Here is a 17,221-nt window from a genome sequence, read left to right as displayed (position 1 = left end):
AAATGTTAGATAAAATTATCGAAATCATCATGACGATTCTGCCTTTTCTGGGCAGTAGCCGCAAGAAGCGCCAGATGATGGCGCAAGAAGTGAAAGAGTTCAGTGAACTAGTGAAAGACCAGTATACTTTTCTGATGCAGCAGTTGGAGAAAGTGTTGAAGGATTATTTCGACCTTAGTTCGAAAGTGAAAGAGATGCACGCGGAGATTTTCTCGTTGAGAGGACAGCTGACGCAAGCTGCGGCTCTGCAGTGTAGTAGCAAGGAATGTGTGCAACGAGTACAGATGGTCACTGAAACGGAGGGATGAATTTATGCGAACCATCAATTTGATTGTGATCCACTGTTCCGCCACAAGGGCGGACAGGGATTTTACGGAAGATGATTTGGAAGTGTGCCACCGTCGGCGTGGTTTCAACGGGACGGGTTATCATTTTTATATCCGTAAAAATGGAGATATAAAGACCACCCGTGAGATTGAACGAATCGGTGCGCACGCAAAAGGACACAACCAGAACAGTATTGGCATTTGTTATGAGGGCGGACTTGACTGCCACGGTCATCCCGCCGATACACGTACCGAATGGCAGATTCATTCGATGCGGGTGCTGATCCTTGCACTCCTGCGCGACTATCCCGGTTGCCGGGTGTGCGGACATCGGGATCTAAGTCCGGACCTGAACGGAAACGGAGAGATCGAACCCGAAGAGTGGATTAAAGCGTGTCCGTGCTTCGAAGTGAAAGAATTCTGCTCAAAAATGTAATGTACTCTATAGAAAGACTTGTGACCGAGTACATAAATACTTGTCACAAGTCTTTTCTCGTTTTATCATTTCTTAGGTTATTTTCCGGTGAGTTTTACTTAGACACGGGGCAGATGTTTGATAAAGAAAGTTCCTTATATATACTCAATAACGATTCTGCTGTGTTTCTCCACGAAAACATCTGGCTGCGCTTAAGCCCGTATTCCACTTGTTGCTGGTAGAATGTCCCGTCATTTTCTAGTTTCAAGATTTTTGCTGTGATATCTTCGGGACTGAATGGATCAACCAATAAAGCCCCATCACCTGCAATTTCGGGCATTGCTGAAGTATTTCCTGCAATGATTGGTGTTCCGCAAGCCATCGCTTCCAGCATCGGGATACCGAAACTTTCGCGAAGTGAGGGATATAGAAATGCGAATGCACCACTGTAGAGCGCTGCAAGGTCGGTATTCTCAATGTAGCCGGGGAAGCTGAGATAACTTTTGATATCCATTATCTTTTCTTCTTCCAATATCCGGTCAATGGCATCTTCTTTAAGGTCGGCAATCAGTAATGGTAACTTCTTTGCCGATTTTTTCAAATATCCGCTGTACGCTTTCAGTACTCTCGGAGTATTCTTTTTCGGATCCGTGTTTCCTAGAAAAAACAGATATTCGTCTGCATCGATATATTTCCGGGTAATTTCCGGAGCTTTGGGCTGCAAATGGAAATGACTGTTGAACCCGTTATATACAGCTACTAATTGCTTTTCCGGCAGATGTAACGCTTCAAGAATCCGTTTCCGTTCGAACTGCGAAACGGTAATAATTTTCTCGCACTTGGGGAGTATGCGCGGAACGACTAACCGGCGATAATGCCATCCCATCTCTTGATACCACGACAGGCTGGACGACTGGCGCTTTTCCAGATAGATTATATCGTGCAATGTTAGAACCAGAGGCACAGGGCAGTGTAGAGGAGCCGTGTTGCTGGTGCAATGCAGCAAATCGGGCTTGATGCTTTTTACTGCACGCGGGAGTGCTACCTGTTCCCACAATGGATAAGTAGGGCATTTCAGCTCGATGATATGTACGTTATCGGAACTTTCCAGACACTTGTCTTCACCGGGACTGACAAAAATGAAATATTCATTTTCATGATCCATTTTTTGTAGTTCCCGAATTGTTTCAAGAGCAACAAAATCCATTCCATGCTTGTTGGGGCGGAAAATGCGCTGTGCTTCAATGGCTATTTTCATATTCTTTCTTTTTTAGTGGTGGTGATGTTTTCTCTTTTATATAAGTTTTTTGTTTCTAGGGAGTCTCATTTTTTTATAAATATTCTCTTGCTTTTCAAGAAAATTTTCTTTAAAAATGGTCTTCTCCATGTTCTGTATGGATAAATTTTTTATAAGCTCCTTTCAACTTGAACAAATTGCCGATGGTAGTGAGTGCCAGTATTGGGATTTTTATAATTGCTTTACCCAATCGTTTGTTTAGCAGATTTCCAGGTATGGGCAATATCATTGCTACTATCTGGGCTATGGATAATATCCACCATTTTATGGCTATCATCCATTCGTTTCCGGAATCGCCTTTCAGACTTAGCCAGATACCGATGGCTGTGAAAATAAATGTCAGTCCGAAAACACCTGCTATTTGGATCAGTCTTGGGGGTAGCATCCATTGAATTATCTTGTCGCAGTAGTCAATGTTACCTTGGCGGATTGCTTTCTGTAATCCGGACAATGAACTGCGGAGAATGCCGAATTGTGCAGCTATCCAGCGTTTTCGCTGATTGCTGATGGCTTCTTCTTTCTGCGTTTTTTCGTCATAAATTGGTATTTCCGGTAGGTAGGTGGTGTGAATGCGCTGTTGCAGAAGAAGTACTTCTAATTCCTTGTCTTCGCCTGCCGTTTCAAGAAGTCGGACGTTTTTCCGGAACCAGTCGGCTTCAAAAGCCATTCCTGAACCGGATAATGCGGCTGAAAGTCCTAGTGCATTGTGTCCGCTGCGGAAGATGCCATTATTAATTTCTTCGCTGATGCCATCCAGAACAGAAATGTCAGTATTCAGATTTTGGCCGGTTCGGTGGGCTTGTATGCACCGCACACCGCTGTCGAATGCACGGTTTACCGCTGTCAGGAAGTGCGGGGAAGTCAGATTATCGGCGTCCATGATAACTACTACATCGTAGGGTATTCCGTCAATGGCATCCATTGCCATTGTCAGTGCTTTGGCTTTGGAGCTGTCTTTATAGTCGGCTATCAACAATCGGATAGGCAAGGAACGCAAGAGCTCGTTGGTGGCAGACTGCATCTGGTCGGAGATAACGATGATATCAAACATTTCTTTCGGATATTCCTGTCTCAGGAAACTGCGTACGGAAGAGACGATTACCCGGTCTTCTTTATAAGCCGGGAAGAGTATGACGAAACGTCGTAGGGTGCGGGCTTCCGGAAATTCAGGGACCCGGTAGAACTTGGAAGCAATGGCGTATAGCAACAGATAACATACGCAAAGCGCGAAAAGTACAAAAAGAATCCAGTCGACGATATTCATAGTATTTGGAATTTATGACACAACGTTTTATTTATCGGGTGAGACAACGCTCTTTTTGTCGGATGACGGGCGAAGAAGTCCGGAGTTTACTCCATAGAATATGGCTGCCGCCAAGTCGAAACGCCCTTTGAGTATGAAAGCCAAACTATTCTTTGTAGCAGCTACGGTGCTCTGATAAATAATGGAGGCGATGCGGTTGAACCCTTTCAGATTGCGCCGGGCATAGAACAGGCGGTTGCGTGTCAGATAATAAGTACGCAATTTACTAAGTTGCCCAGTGCTCTGGCTTTCTTTATGAAAAATGGTACAGCAGGGATCGTACCACAGTTCATATCCGGCACGGGTCATGCTTGTGCTCCAGTCTAGTTCTTCATAGTAGAGAAAAAATATCTCGGGCATCATTCCTACTTTTTCAATGACTTCCCGTTTAAACATCATTGCTGCCCCATGCAGATAGGGGGTGGTGTGGGGAGTGTCGAATGTTCCATCGTCTGGACAATCGAAGCCCAGCATATGGTTACGTAGGGTGATTTGCGACAAGGGAGTGAATCCGGCAAATTGTATATGCTGGGGTGGAAATGCAAAGCGTATCTTGGGGGATACACCTCCAATCTCCGGTCGACTTTCAAGGCGTTCTACGAGATAGGCGATATGGTCTGATTCAATATATGTATCATTATTAATAAGGAATATGTATTTACCTTTTGCTACCTGGATGCCGATATTATTTCCACCGGAAAAACCACTGTTCTCATTGCTGCGGATAGCGACAACGGTGGGATACAGTTGATGTATTTTAGCTGCTTCGTTTTCATGTGAAGCATTGTCTACGACGATGATTTCATAACTTACAGAATGTATTTTATTCTGTAGTGATTCTATTAGTTCGCATGTGTCTTTGAATCCGTTGTAGCAGATTGTGATAAATGATATGTCTGGAATATTGTTTGTCATATTTGTTCGTCAGTTTTTTTGAGTGGCTACTAGTTCTTTTTCTTTCTCTTCTTCACTGATGCGCTTGTCTATATGAGGAGCGGCAAAACAGAGTGCGAATCCTATATATACAGTCAATGGATTGGGATACTGCATTACGTCGTTGACATAGGCCGCTATGAAATAACCGGCATCCATACAAAGCCAGGCTGCCACTAATCCGCGCAAGCTCTTATTGCGTACTTTAAACATCAGTAGCCATGAGCACCAAGCGAATAGAATGCCATGTATACCCAGATAAAGAATGAGTCCGACAATTCCTGTTTCTACCCATACGCCGACTAACCATGAATCCGGAGGATAGGGCATTTGCTCTTTCGGTTCGAAATTTCCGGTTGAAAGCCCAACACCATATCCGATAGGCTTCTTTGCCATCAATTCTTTCATTCGCATCCTGTTTTCGACACGTACGAGGTATGAAGCATCTTCGGTAGGATGGAAAGAGGAACGCATTTTGTGAATGTATTGGTTTCCGCTCCCGATGTTGGTATAATAGAAAAATGCGAAAATGCTGATAGATATGAATATACCTCCCAGTAATGCTTTCCAATTCTTTGCTATGACGGTTATCATCAGCATGCCACCCATAAGAACGCCCATGGCAGAGCGTGTTCCGGAGATTCCCATTCCATAAATGCCGCAAAAAGCAATAAAAAGGAAGTAGATGCGTTTCCATCTGGAGTCAACAAAGAATGAGGCAATGGCAAAGGTCACAGTAGACATGGCAGCATGAACACCATAATTGGCTGCATCAGAGAAACAAGAGAAATAGCGAATGCCTGACCAGATAATGTGAGTACGTGCACCTCCCACTACGTGTAAGAAATAAAGATCTTTAGAACTGAATCCATGATTCTTCTGCCAATAACCTTTTAGGGTGAATATCAAAACAAATATTGACCATATAATTAATAATAGTTCAATATCTTTTTTGGTACGTATTACGATCGGAACGACGAATGCACAGATCAAGGGGGTGAGAGCGTATGGAGTGAGGTTAATATTCCAGGCTGCCATAACATTGTTTGGATTCAGTATTTCCAGTATATAAAACAATAACCAGACAATGAAGAAATAGGTCATTATATTTTGTCCGGGTTTCCAGTTAGTGCGCTCGTCATTGCCGAGTTGTATCAGACAGATCGTAGTAAACAATAAGATAAGCACCATTGAGAATAATCCTATCTTGATGTTTACGAACATACTTGCTGCGATTAGCGCGAACTGTGCGGCAAGCAGGAGGTGGAAAGCGGTTACTTTATTCGTCATCGTCCTCGTCTGCTGCTTCTTTGGCTTTTCTTCTGAGATTGAATATGATTTTTTCTGTTAATGATAACTGACTGAGACGATAGCCGATTCTACGCAGTAATGTATGGGGTGGAAGTTGTCCGGTAAAGTCTTCTACTGCGTCACGGTTCGCATTTGTGAGGCATATACGGAATGGGACATCCGTCTTACTCAGTTGCTGCGTAAGTTGTTCGCAAAGCTGTTTATCAATAGTTTTCCAGCCACGGTCTGCCGAAGCTACTAGAATATTGGCGTTGGCATCATGTAACAGAGCACTCGGAATATTGCTGGTCGATAATGGCGGATAAGCAACTATCAGCACATCTTCTCCTTGCAAAGTGTAAAAGTCTGTAATACTCTTGGCTAGCAGAAATTGGGTCGAGTCTGTATTAAAATCTACTCCATAGGTGATAAACCTGGCATTTAACATCCGGCTTTGCATATATCCACAGATTAAATTTCCCAATTCTTCTTCTCCGGAATTGTCACTGGTGCTGAAAAGGTTGATGATGAATACGCCGGGAGACTTGCGCTTAGTCAGGAAGCGAAGTAGCGAATTGCTCAATTCTTTTACGGAAAGCTGAACATAAGTCTTGGTCAGACCTCCATAGCGAGAGGGGCTTGTATTGGGAATAGCGCCTATTACCTTAAACCCGGTGACTCGCCTGGTACGGCTGGCATCTCGTAAAGTTCTGTCAAGCATTTCGACTAGTAACAACAAAGCGACTATGATGAGAAAACTGACTGCACAGGCAGCTATAACAATCTGTTTCCGATTGGTTGAGTTGGACGAAATCGGATAAGTCGGCTCGTTGAGTACTTTCAAAGTGGCAGAAGTCATTTCTAGATTTTTCTTTCTCAGTAAGGCTTCATTATAACTTTGAAGTACAGTGAGGTAGTTGCGTTCGGTGAAATTTATCATGCGCTCTTTTTGCTTGATGGTAGTACCTACCGGTGCGAAAAAAACATATCGGTCATTCAATTCACTGCGTGCATTCTGTACAATCTGTAATTCAGCTTTGGCTTTCTCGTATAGTAGCGTTTGTTCCAGCCATTGGTCGATGATATTGGTTCTCGAAGCGCCCTCTTTGGTATATTTATGGCCGATATAGGAGGATGTTAAGTCATTTAATTCTTGTTTGATTTCAGAGAGCCGTTTCTTTTCATTTATCAAGGTCTGATCGTCTGTTTTTGAGGAAACAGTCATCGCTTCAGCCTCCGATATTCTGCCGGTAATGCTGGAAGCTTCTCTCAGTTTGTCTACAAATTCCATGTTCTTGAGCACCTGTTTTGCATTACTGTCCATATGCTTTTCTAGTTCTTCAAGCATGGATTTGCTACTATTAAAAGCAAAAAGTGCGTCTTGCTCTCTCAGCTCGTATTCTTTACTGATGGCGGCTATTTCTTTGGTCTCGTCAATGTAGTTGATAATGCGTTTTTCTACATTATACTTTGTTAGGTCTTCTTCTTCTAAGTTTAGTTTCTTTCCGATGCGCTTCAACTCTTCTTCAAAGTATTTGATTACTTTGTCCGTCTCTCCATAACGAATGCGACGATATTCTTCTACAAATTCGTCCATTAAGATACTCACTGTATTGTAGACGATGCCTGGATCACCGGATGAATAGCTGATATCCAACAAATCACTGGTCAATCGACGCTGTACTTTGATGTTTTTCAGGGCATTATAGCTATAAAAAGGGTGATTGTAGTAAAATAATCCATAGATATAGTTATCTCTATGTGGACGCATATATTTTTCCAGATTAGCTACTGTCTTATCTTCACTCGACTTGTCGATTAGTTTTAGAATTTCAGCTCCATTCGGACTATTTTTCAAGTGATTGTAGGTATAGTTATAGCTGGAAGCGGTAATACCGTTATTTTCTTTATCCGGGTTACCCTGAATAAGAATTCGCGCAAATAATCGTAGACATACTCTCTTCAACGTACTTTCGGCCTGCATGATGCTGATCAAATTGTCCATTGAGTTTTGTACTGTTGCCCAGTCTGTGCGTTTGTCACTTTCTAGATTATAACCTGAAGCTACCCCTGTGTATAATGTGGCTTTTACATCATATCCTCCTTGCATATGTCGTGTGTAGTAAATAACCAGCAATGTGAAGAAAGTGGTTCCTAGCAATATCAGCCAGCGATGACGAAATAGGGCTCGTATGATAGAAATGATATAGTTCATATCTTAATCTTTTATTTTCGTATGATGGGAGTGCGTGAAATAACTTCGAGTATCATTAAACTCTTTGTTAATTCGAACTTGCTATTCTCATATGCCTCACGGGCTTGAGATTGCCTTTCCTTATCTGTAGATAAATCGGTAGACTCAATAGTACCATTGGCAAAGTTCTTTTCAGAAATTTCGTATTGCACATTAGCTAGCACCAAACTTTCACTCCTCATTTGAAGAACTTTCATCTGCGAAATTGCCATTGTGTACATTTCAATAATACTTTTTTTGATTTCGTCATACTTCATTTCTCGTTCTAGTTCCGCACTCCGCAGTGTGAGTCTTTGCCGACTGACACGTCCTTTGAGGTCGAATAAATCGTTCAATGGAATACTTAGACCTGCACCTACTGTGTAACCATTTTGCGCTTGAGTGGAGTAGGTAAGATATGGGGCGACTGCCACGTCCGTATAGGTGGACTCATTACCGAACATTCCGTATTGATAGCTCCCCCGTAAACTGAAGAAACCTAGAAATGACCATTTCTCTTTTTGGAGTAATTTGCGCTCAATTCTCGCCTTTACGTCCGCCATCTCATAAATGGGGCTGTTCTTGGCATTTTCGAATAAAACTGATAGTGGGGGGAGAACTATTTTACTATAATCTTCTTCACTTAGTTGAGAATAGTCAGACACTTCTTGTGCAACTACACGGGTGGTAGAGATGAACAGAAGTAATAACCCCGAAAAAAAATATATAAATTGCTTCATAAAAAAATCCTATTATTTGCTCTTGCTGTGTTATAGCTTGCGCAAATATAAGGATTAATTTCATTTATGTGCAGTCTTTTATTATCTATTTTACAATCTTTCTTGTAAATTGTGCACAATTTGTCGCGTAAATGGCGTCAAAAGGCTTCTGTCATGTTGAAGTAGAACAAATTCTGCTTGTTCACCATGTCTCTGCCGAAATCAAGGCGTACATTCATACGGGGTTGAACTTCGATACGTAATCCCAATCCGAGGTTGGGAAGCACACCTTCTATCTTGCCCGGAGTGGGTCCCATGAAACCGCATCCTCCCCAGGCTACATATCCTATATGACTTAACATCTTTTTTATCCAAGTGCTTTTGTCCGTATTTATCATCTGGCGGTATTCGGCCATCATGACATGCGAGGACTTGTCGCGAAACTGTCCCATGTAGTAACCGCGAAGATCGAAGGGGGTTCCACTAAGTACATATTTTGTTAGGGGTACATCTCCGAATGCGTTTTTGCTTTGCACTGTCCAGGCTATCACTTTGCGGCGTCCTACTGTTTTGTATTGGCGGTAATCGATTTCCAAACGGTAAAAGTTATTATCACTGCCGAACGTTTTATTGTACATCATTCCCCGGAAGTCAAGGTAAGTTCCGTTATAAGCATTGGCGGGAATATCACGTGTGTCATACGTCAATAGGAAGCCGAGTCCCGAACTGAAATTTTTGTATCCGTGCTCCGTACCTCCTGCCGCAATGTACGAGGGCTCATTAACCATCCCGGCAGCCGGTTTAGTTATCTTGTCATAGTTCAAATCGACTTGAGGGCCTGCAAAGAAATTACTTTCTCCCAAACGGAACAAGAACCAGGGGTTTACTTGAATGCCGCTATAACGGTATTCACTGGTATCTTCTCCACGTTCGTAATCTTTATTGGTGGAATATCCGATGCCATAAAAATTCTCGATTGTATTTTTATAAGAGAAGGTTCCGAAGATACGGAAACGGTCGCCTTTAAAGAAGAGCTGTGGTTTCGTCATCAGATTCAAGCCGCCCTTGAACATCAAGGCGATGGCCATTGGCACTACTGAACGCCGTTGAGTGGTATCACTCGGATTCATCCGAAACGTCATCAGTGCGCTACCGCCTACTAACAAACCGAAGTCCGGCGTATAACTGGGACCACCTAATATGTTATAGTGCAAATTCCGATTTGCCACGCGCTGGCGACGCAACTCGCGCTTGGAAAGGGCAGGAATGGTGTCTGATGGGGTGCCTTCAATTTCTGTAGGAGTAGTATCACTGATAGAAGTTGTAGACATTTGCAGTTCATCGCTTTTTACTGCCGTACTATCAGCCGTAGCTGACATCATATTGATGGATGGAAGCATCATCAATATTCCTATTATATATTTCTTCATATTTCTCTCTGAGGAATTCGACTGCAAAGAAAACTATTTTATTCCGATTAGTTTTGATGTTCTTAGATAATAAATCTAAAAAAGAATCGTATTTTTGCGGAATAAGATGTTTCTCGATATGCTGATAAATAAAACTGCATGATTTACCCCCATACACCAAAACAATATTTGTTAGCATATTATGATCCGTCAGCCTATTAATTAATTATTTATATCAAATGAATAAACAGATTTTATCAATTTTTGTTTTATGTGCTTTTTCTTATTCTACACAAGCGCAAGAACTGAAAGGTGGCATCAGCGACTCCATGATGCAACAAATCAAGCAGAGTTATGCAAACACTCCCACCGACAAGGCTATCCGCAACGCCATCGGCAACAACGACATCCGTAAACTGGCTCTCAACCAGGATAATCTGAAAGGCATGGATACGCATTTTTCTATCAAAGTGTCTTCTAAAGGTATCACCGACCAAAAATCTTCTGGTCGTTGCTGGCTTTTTACAGGTTTGAATGTGATGCGTGCCAAAGCGATCGCCAAGCATAACCTCGGTTCCTTCGAATTCTCGCAAACTTATCCTTTCTTCTTCGACCAACTGGAGAAAGCCAACCTCTTTCTACAAGGTATTATCGACACCAGCAGTAAGCCGATGGATGATAAAATGGTGGAATGGCTCTTCCGTAATCCTTTGAGTGACGGTGGAACATTCACCGGTGTAGCCGATATTGTCAGTAAATACGGGCTTGTTCCCAAAGATGTGATGCCGGAAACCAACAGTAGTGAAAATACCTCCCGTATGGCAGGTCTGATCGCCCTGAAACTTCGTGAACAGGGGCTTCAACTCCGTGATCTTGCCGCGCAAGGTGTCAAGCCTGCTGCCCTTGAGAAAACAAAAACAGAGATGTTGAGCACCATCTACCGCATGTTAGTGTTGAATCTCGGTGTTCCTCCTACTGAATTTACCTGGACTGAATATAACGCTAAGGGTGAGCCTGTGTCTACCGAAACTTACACTCCGCTTTCTTTCCTGAAAAAGTATGGTGACGAAAAACTGATTGATAATTATGTCATGTTAATGAACGATCCGAGTCGTGAATATTATAAGTGTTATGAGATAGATTACGACCGCCACCGTTACGACGGCAAAAACTGGACTTATGTCAATCTTCCCATCGAGGATATCAAAGAAATGGCTATTTCTTCTCTCAAGGATAGCACGATGATGTATTTTTCTTGCGATGTAGGTAAGTTTCTAAACTCTGACCGTGGTCTGCTGGATGTCAAAAACTACGACTACGAATCTCTTATGGGTACTTCTTTTGGCATGAACAAGAAGCAACGTATCCAAAGTTTTGCTAGTGGCTCCAGTCACGCCATGACTCTTATGGCTGTCGATCTTGACAAAAATGGAAAACCGACGAAATGGATGGTTGAAAATAGTTGGGGACCCGCCGCCGGTTATCAGGGTTATCTCATTATGACAGATGATTGGTTTAACGAATATATGTTCCGCCTAGTAGTAGAAACGAAATATGCATCGAAAAAAGCTCTCGAGGTGTTGAAACAGAAGCCTATCCGACTTCCTGCTTGGGATCCTATGTTTGCTGAATAGTTCTTTTTCTTTCGTCTTGATACGAAAGAAAAAGAACCAAAAAGAAAGAATCAAGGCTGCGTTTTTCCGGCTACTCCGGTGCTTCCTCCGGCTAAAGGGCAGAAACTCGCTACGCTCAAACAGTCTGCCCTTCTTAACGCCGAAGGAAACACCTGCGCTTGACGCCGGAAAAACGAGGCCGGGGAACCCGTGCGGCGTGGCGGCCTTTGGTATACGGAGGATTGCATTGTTTTAAAGGACGGATAGCATGGAAAACTTTGCTAAATAAAAGGTTTTAGTTCTGCAGTGTGGAAGGATTCATAGCATACAAAACTTCGCTAAATAAGAGGTTTTGCAGCATGAAGAACTTTCAGCATAAAAAGCACATTATCTAAAGAACTTTACATATTACAAATGCTACTAATAAAAATGCTTTGTTATATAAAAGCCGTAGACGTTATACGACTAAATATAGCAAAGCTGAATAATATATAATAGAGATATAGAATACGAGATAATAGAGATAGTAGAGATAGAAAAATAGAAAGATACAGAGAGTTCCTTCCTAATACCCCTCACGAACATCATACAGCGAACCAGCCGGCGGCTTTCTCCGGCCTACTTTTTTCTCCGTCAGGCGAGCGCCCGTAACGTAGCGTTAAGAAGGGCAGACTGTTTGAGCGTAGCGAGTTTCTGCCCTTTAGCGAAGTGAAGGAAGCGAGTAGGAGAAAAAAGTCAGCCTTGAATTTTTCTTTGCTTCTTTCTTTTGTTTCAAGACAAAAGAAAGATGATTACGAGAAAGATGATTTACGTGTACGAACACGAAAGGAATTACGGAAATATATCCGTAATTCCTTTCTTTTTTCCTCCCGAATCCCAATCTTATTTATTACTTTTGCGGCAAATTTATGAAACCATTATTTTATATAGCATGGCAAATGTAATAAAGTTACGTAAAGGCCTTGACATAAACCTGAAAGGAAAAGCTGCTGAAACGTACGCAACAGTAAAAGAACCGGGATTCTACGCACTTGTACCCGATGACTTTCCTGGAGTGACGCCTAAGGTAGTTGTGAAAGAGCAGGAATATGTAATGGCTGGTGGACCCTTGTTTATCGACAAGTATCATCCTGAAGTGAAATTTGTTTCGCCGGTGAGCGGCGTGGTGACGAGTGTAGAACGTGGTGCTCGTCGTAAGGTATTGAACATCGTAGTAGAAGCTGCTGCAGAGCAGGACTATGAAGATTTTGGGAAAAAGAATGTTGCTTCGATGGATGCTGAAGCTGTGAAATCCGCTCTGTTAGAAGCCGGACTTTTCGCGTTTATCAAACAGCGTCCTTATGACATCATTGCAGATCCGACGGTAACCCCGAAAGGAATCTTCATCTCCGCATTCGATACCAATCCATTGGCTCCGGATTTCGAGTTCGCCCTCAAAGGCGAAGAAGCAAACTTCCAGACAGGGCTTGATGCTCTTGCCAAACTGGCAAAAACCTACCTGAACATCAGTGTGAAACAGAACGCTGCTGCACTGACACAGGCTAAGAACGTTACAATCACCGCATTCGACGGACCGAACCCTGCAGGTAATGTAGGCGTTCAGATCAACCACCTCGACCCCGTATCCAAGGGCGAAACGGTATGGACTATTGATCCGCAAGCCGTAATCTTCATCGGTCGCCTCTTCAATACAGGCCATGTAGATTTCACCCGTACAGTAGCTGTGACAGGTTCCGAAGTGTTGAAACCTGCATACTGCAAACTACAGGTAGGTGCATTGCTCACCAACGTGTTTGCCGACAATGTAACAAAAGACAAAGATTTACGCTACATCAGCGGTAACGTGCTGACAGGAAAGCAAGTATCTCCGAACGGATTCTTGGGCGCATTCCATAGCCAATTGACTGTTATCCCCGAAGGTGACGACATTCACGAAATGCTTGGATGGATCATGCCGCGTTTCAACCAGTTCAGTGCCAATCGTTCTTATTTCAGCTGGTTGATGGGTAAGAAGGAATATACGTTGGATGCCCGTATCAAAGGTGGCGAACGTCACATGATTATGTCGGGTGAATACGATAAGGTATTCCCAATGGACATTCTGCCCGAATATCTGATTAAAGCAATTATCGCCGGTGACATCGACCGTATGGAAGCACTCGGCATCTACGAAGTAGCTCCCGAAGACTTCGCCCTTTGCGAATTCGTCTGCTCTTCAAAGATGGAACTGCAACGCATCGTTCGTGCCGGACTCGATATGCTCCGTTCAGAAATGGCGTAATCGAATAAGAGATTAAATAATAAAAATTAAAATAAGCGATAGTTGAAATCTTGCGAAACGGCTCTCTGTGGATACAGCATAAACCCAGTACAGCCAATTTTCAACTCTCAACTTTCAATTTTCAATTAAATAAATGAAAGCGTTAAGAAATTATCTCGATAAGATAAAGCCGAACTTTGAGGAGGGCGGCAAATTCCACGCATTCCAGTCGGTGTTTGACGGCTTCGAAACATTCCTGTTCGTGCCTAGCAAGACTGCGAAAACGGGAACGCACATACATGACGCAATCGATAGCAAGCGCATCATGTCGATTGTGGTTATTTCGTTAATACCGGCTTTGCTGTTCGGTATGTACAACGTAGGTTACCAGCATTTCACTCATACAGGTGCTACTGGCAGCTTCATCGAAATGTTTATCTACGGATTCCTGGCAGTACTGCCTAAAATAATCGTATCATACGTAGTAGGTCTTGGCATTGAGTTCGTCGTAGCTCAATGGAAGAAAGAAGAAATCCAGGAAGGATTCCTTGTTTCCGGTATCCTGATCCCGATGATCGTTCCGGTAGACTGTCCGCTGTGGATTCTTGCCGTAGCTACTGCATTCTCTGTTATCTTCGCAAAAGAAGTATTCGGTGGTACAGGTATGAACGTATTCAACGTTGCGTTGATTACTCGTGCATTCCTGTTCTTCGCATACCCGACCAAGATGTCCGGTGATGCTGTTTGGGTGTCAGGAGACAGCATCTTCGGTTTAGGACAAAGCGTAGACGGACTCACCGTTGCCACTCCACTGGGACAGGCTGCTACAACAGGTAGTGTTCCTGCGTTCAACATGGATATGATTACAGGTCTGATTCCGGGTTCTATTGGTGAAACCAGCGTAATCGCTATCCTGATTGGTGCCGTTATCCTGCTTTGGACAGGTGTTGCAAGCTGGAAGACAATGATTTCCGTATTCGTAGGTGGCGCATTCATGGCATGGGTATTCAACTCAATCGGCATGGAAAACAACACAATGGCTCAAATGCCTTGGTACGAACACCTCGTTCTCGGCGGTTTCTGCTTCGGTGCTGTATTTATGGCTACTGACCCTGTGACTTCCGCACGTACAGAAAGAGGTAAATATATCTTCGGATTCCTGATCGGTGTGATGGCTATCGTTATCCGCGTACTGAATCCGGGTTATCCGGAAGGTATGATGCTTGCCATCCTGCTGATGAACATCTTCGCTCCGCTGATTGACTACTGTGTAGTACAAAGCAATATCAGCCGTCGCGAGAAACGCACTATCAAGTCTAACCAATAAATACCGAAAGAAAATGAATACGAATAGTAATAGTTATACTATCATTTATGCTTCGGTAATGGTTATTATCGTAGCATTCCTGCTGGCATTCGTTAGTTCTTCACTGAAATCTACACAAGACAAGAATGTGCAGTTGGACACTAAGAAACAAATCCTCGCTGCATTGAACATTAAGAATGTGGAAGATGCGGATGCTGAATATCAGAAATATGTGAAAGGGGATATGCTGATGAACGTAGACGGTACGCTGACCGAAAATACGGGCGAATTTGCTACCAACTACGAGAAAGAAGCAAAAGAACAACAACGTCTGCACGTGTTTGTATGCGAAGTGGACGGTCAGACTAAATATGTAGTTCCTGTTTACGGTGCCGGTCTTTGGGGCGCTATCTGGGGATATGTTGCACTGAACGAAGATAAAGATACCGTTTACGGTACTTACTTCTCACACGCTAGTGAAACTCCGGGGCTGGGTGCTGAAATTGCAACCGACCATTTCCAAAATGAATTTGTAGGTAAGAAGACTTTGGAAAATGGAGCTATCACTTTGGGAGTCGTAAAAAATGGCAAGGTAGAGAAACCTGATTACCAAGTGGATGGTATCTCCGGTGGTACAATCACTTCAGTAGGTGTAGATGCCATGTTGAAGTCTTGCCTGAATAGTTACTTGAGTTTTTTAACTAAATAATAAGGAGGAGAAAGATAGAATATGGGACAACTGTTTTCAAAGAAAAATAAAGAAGTATTCTCTGCTCCGCTGGGAATTGATAATCCGGTAACCGTACAGGTGCTCGGTATCTGTTCTGCACTTGCTGTTACTGCAAAGCTGGAGCCTGCCATCGTGATGGGACTTTCAGTAACGGTGATTACTGCATTTGCCAACGTTGTTATTTCACTGTTGCGTAAGACGATTCCTAACCGCATCCGCATCATCGTCCAGTTGGTTGTGGTAGCTGCTTTGGTAACTATCGTAAGTGAAATCCTGAAAGCGTTTGCTTACGACGTAAGCGTACAGCTCTCTGTTTATGTAGGTTTGATTATCACCAACTGTATCTTGATGGGACGTCTGGAAGCATTTGCCATGCAGAACGGTCCTTGGGAGTCTTTCTTGGATGGTGTAGGTAATGGTTTAGGCTATGCCAAGATTCTGATTATCGTTGCTTTCTTCCGCGAACTGTTTGGCTCGGGAACATTGCTTGGTTTCAATATCCTGAATTATGAACCGATTCAAAATATCGGATACGTAAACAACGGCTTGATGTTGATGCCGCCGATGGCATTGATTATCGTAGCATGCATTATCTGGTATCAACGTGCACGTCATAAAGAATTGCAAGAACAAAGTAATTAATTATTTCTGATTTCTGAATTATGATTTATGTCTAGCTTTATAGTCATAGTCGCATGATAAGTCTGCTGAATCATAAATTATAAATCATAAATCATAAATCAAAAAGAATTATGGAACATTTATTAAGTTTATTCGTCCGCTCTATCTTTGTGGACAACATGATATTCGCATTCTTCTTGGGTATGTGTTCATACCTGGCTGTTTCGAAGAATGTGAAGACTGCCGTAGGACTGGGTATCGCCGTGACTTTCGTGTTGCTGGTGACGCTTCCGGTCAACTACCTGTTGCAAACTAAGGTGCTGGCTGCCAATGCTATCATTGAAGGTGTCGACCTTAGCTTCTTGAGTTTTATTCTTTTCATTGCCGTAATTGCCGGTATCGTGCAATTGGTGGAGATGGTGGTAGAACGCTTCACTCCGTCACTGTACGCTTCGCTGGGTATCTTCCTGCCGTTGATTGCTGTTAACTGTGCGATCATGGGTGCCTCTCTGTTTATGCAACAACGTATCAATCTGGGTCCGAGTGATCCGAAATACATTGGTGATATTTGGGATGCCCTTTCTTATGCATTAGGCTCTGGTATCGGTTGGTTGCTGGCTATCGTAGGTCTGGCTGCTATCCGCGAGAAAATGGCTTACTCTGACGTACCTGCTCCATTGAAGGGCTTGGGTATCACATTTATCACAGTAGGTCTGATGGCAATCGCATTTATGTGTTTCTCTGGTTTGAACATCTAAAAAGAAAG

15 protein-coding genes are annotated in these 17,221 nt (G+C 43.0%); 8 read left to right on the top strand and 7 right to left on the bottom strand.

Features of this window, described 5'->3' with window-relative positions; genetic code table 11:
- Positions 1-2: 2 nt before the first annotated feature.
- Both HMPREF9009_RS18415 and HMPREF9009_RS18410 read left to right on the top strand, forming a co-directional pair.
- A complete protein-coding gene (locus HMPREF9009_RS18415; protein ID WP_004300375.1) occupies positions 3-308 on the top strand; it encodes a hypothetical protein in 306 nt (101 codons plus the stop codon).
- A 4-nt stretch (positions 309-312) separates the two neighbouring features.
- Complete coding sequence (locus tag HMPREF9009_RS18410) at positions 313-762, top strand: N-acetylmuramoyl-L-alanine amidase (protein ID WP_008643849.1); 450 nt, start codon at positions 313-315, stop codon at positions 760-762.
- 94 nt (positions 763-856) lie between these two features.
- On the opposite strand, the gene HMPREF9009_RS18405 is transcribed toward HMPREF9009_RS18410, so the two are convergent.
- From HMPREF9009_RS18405 to HMPREF9009_RS18375, 7 genes are all read right to left on the bottom strand, one after another.
- Entirely contained in the window at positions 857-1,999 is a 1,143-nt protein-coding gene (locus HMPREF9009_RS18405) for a glycosyltransferase family 4 protein (protein WP_049702947.1), read from the bottom strand.
- A gap of 109 nt (positions 2,000-2,108) precedes the next feature.
- The gene (locus HMPREF9009_RS18400) at positions 2,109-3,302 is read right to left on the bottom strand and encodes a glycosyltransferase family 2 protein (protein ID WP_049702946.1); all 1,194 of its coding nucleotides are present in this window, start codon (positions 3,300-3,302) and stop codon (positions 2,109-2,111) included.
- A gap of 27 nt (positions 3,303-3,329) precedes the next feature.
- Positions 3,330-4,256, bottom strand: a complete 927-nt coding sequence (locus tag HMPREF9009_RS18395) for a glycosyltransferase family 2 protein (protein ID WP_008643848.1) — start codon at positions 4,254-4,256, stop codon at positions 3,330-3,332.
- 9 nt (positions 4,257-4,265) lie between these two features.
- Positions 4,266-5,564, bottom strand: a complete 1,299-nt coding sequence (locus HMPREF9009_RS18390) for an O-antigen ligase family protein (protein WP_004315911.1) — start codon at positions 5,562-5,564, stop codon at positions 4,266-4,268.
- On the bottom strand, positions 5,554-7,779 hold the full coding sequence (locus HMPREF9009_RS18385) for a GumC family protein (RefSeq protein WP_004315910.1): 2,226 nt from the start codon (positions 7,777-7,779) through the stop codon (positions 5,554-5,556). Before HMPREF9009_RS18385 ends, HMPREF9009_RS18390 begins: the two co-directional genes overlap by 11 nt.
- Positions 7,780-7,790: 11 nt before the next feature.
- Complete coding sequence (locus HMPREF9009_RS18380) at positions 7,791-8,537, bottom strand: TolC family protein (protein ID WP_008017377.1); 747 nt, start codon at positions 8,535-8,537, stop codon at positions 7,791-7,793.
- A 137-nt stretch (positions 8,538-8,674) separates the two neighbouring features.
- Entirely contained in the window at positions 8,675-9,946 is a 1,272-nt protein-coding gene (locus HMPREF9009_RS18375; protein WP_049702945.1) for a BamA/TamA family outer membrane protein, read from the bottom strand.
- A gap of 218 nt (positions 9,947-10,164) precedes the next feature.
- Between HMPREF9009_RS18375 and HMPREF9009_RS18370 the strand changes: the two genes are divergently transcribed.
- From HMPREF9009_RS18370 to nqrE, 6 genes are all read left to right on the top strand, one after another.
- Positions 10,165-11,559 (top strand): C1 family peptidase, encoded by a 1,395-nt coding sequence (locus tag HMPREF9009_RS18370; RefSeq protein WP_049702944.1) that lies wholly within the window; start codon positions 10,165-10,167, stop codon positions 11,557-11,559.
- A gap of 910 nt (positions 11,560-12,469) precedes the next feature.
- Positions 12,470-13,819 carry a Na(+)-translocating NADH-quinone reductase subunit A gene (locus HMPREF9009_RS18365; RefSeq protein ID WP_049703377.1) on the top strand — a complete coding sequence of 450 codons (1,350 nt, stop codon included), beginning with the start codon at positions 12,470-12,472 and terminating at the stop codon, positions 13,817-13,819.
- Positions 13,820-13,952: 133 nt separating this feature from the next.
- Complete coding sequence (locus tag HMPREF9009_RS18360) at positions 13,953-15,125, top strand: NADH:ubiquinone reductase (Na(+)-transporting) subunit B (RefSeq protein ID WP_004311620.1); 1,173 nt, start codon at positions 13,953-13,955, stop codon at positions 15,123-15,125.
- Positions 15,126-15,138: 13 nt separating this feature from the next.
- Positions 15,139-15,813: a Na(+)-translocating NADH-quinone reductase subunit C gene (locus tag HMPREF9009_RS18355; RefSeq protein ID WP_004315905.1), complete on the top strand. Its 675-nt coding sequence runs from the start codon at positions 15,139-15,141 to the stop codon at positions 15,811-15,813.
- Between the two features lie 21 nt (positions 15,814-15,834).
- Complete coding sequence (locus HMPREF9009_RS18350; RefSeq protein WP_004300389.1) at positions 15,835-16,476, top strand: NADH:ubiquinone reductase (Na(+)-transporting) subunit D; 642 nt, start codon at positions 15,835-15,837, stop codon at positions 16,474-16,476.
- A 110-nt stretch (positions 16,477-16,586) separates the two neighbouring features.
- Positions 16,587-17,213 (top strand): NADH:ubiquinone reductase (Na(+)-transporting) subunit E, encoded by a 627-nt coding sequence (nqrE, locus tag HMPREF9009_RS18345; protein WP_004315904.1) that lies wholly within the window; start codon positions 16,587-16,589, stop codon positions 17,211-17,213.
- Positions 17,214-17,221: the final 8 nt, after the last annotated feature.

It is taken from the genome of Bacteroides sp. 3_1_13, assembly GCF_001185845.1.
GTDB lineage: Bacteria > Bacteroidota > Bacteroidia > Bacteroidales > Bacteroidaceae > Bacteroides > Bacteroides xylanisolvens.
Note: the sequence above shows the minus strand (reverse complement) of the source record. Positions and strands in the feature narration are given on the sequence as shown.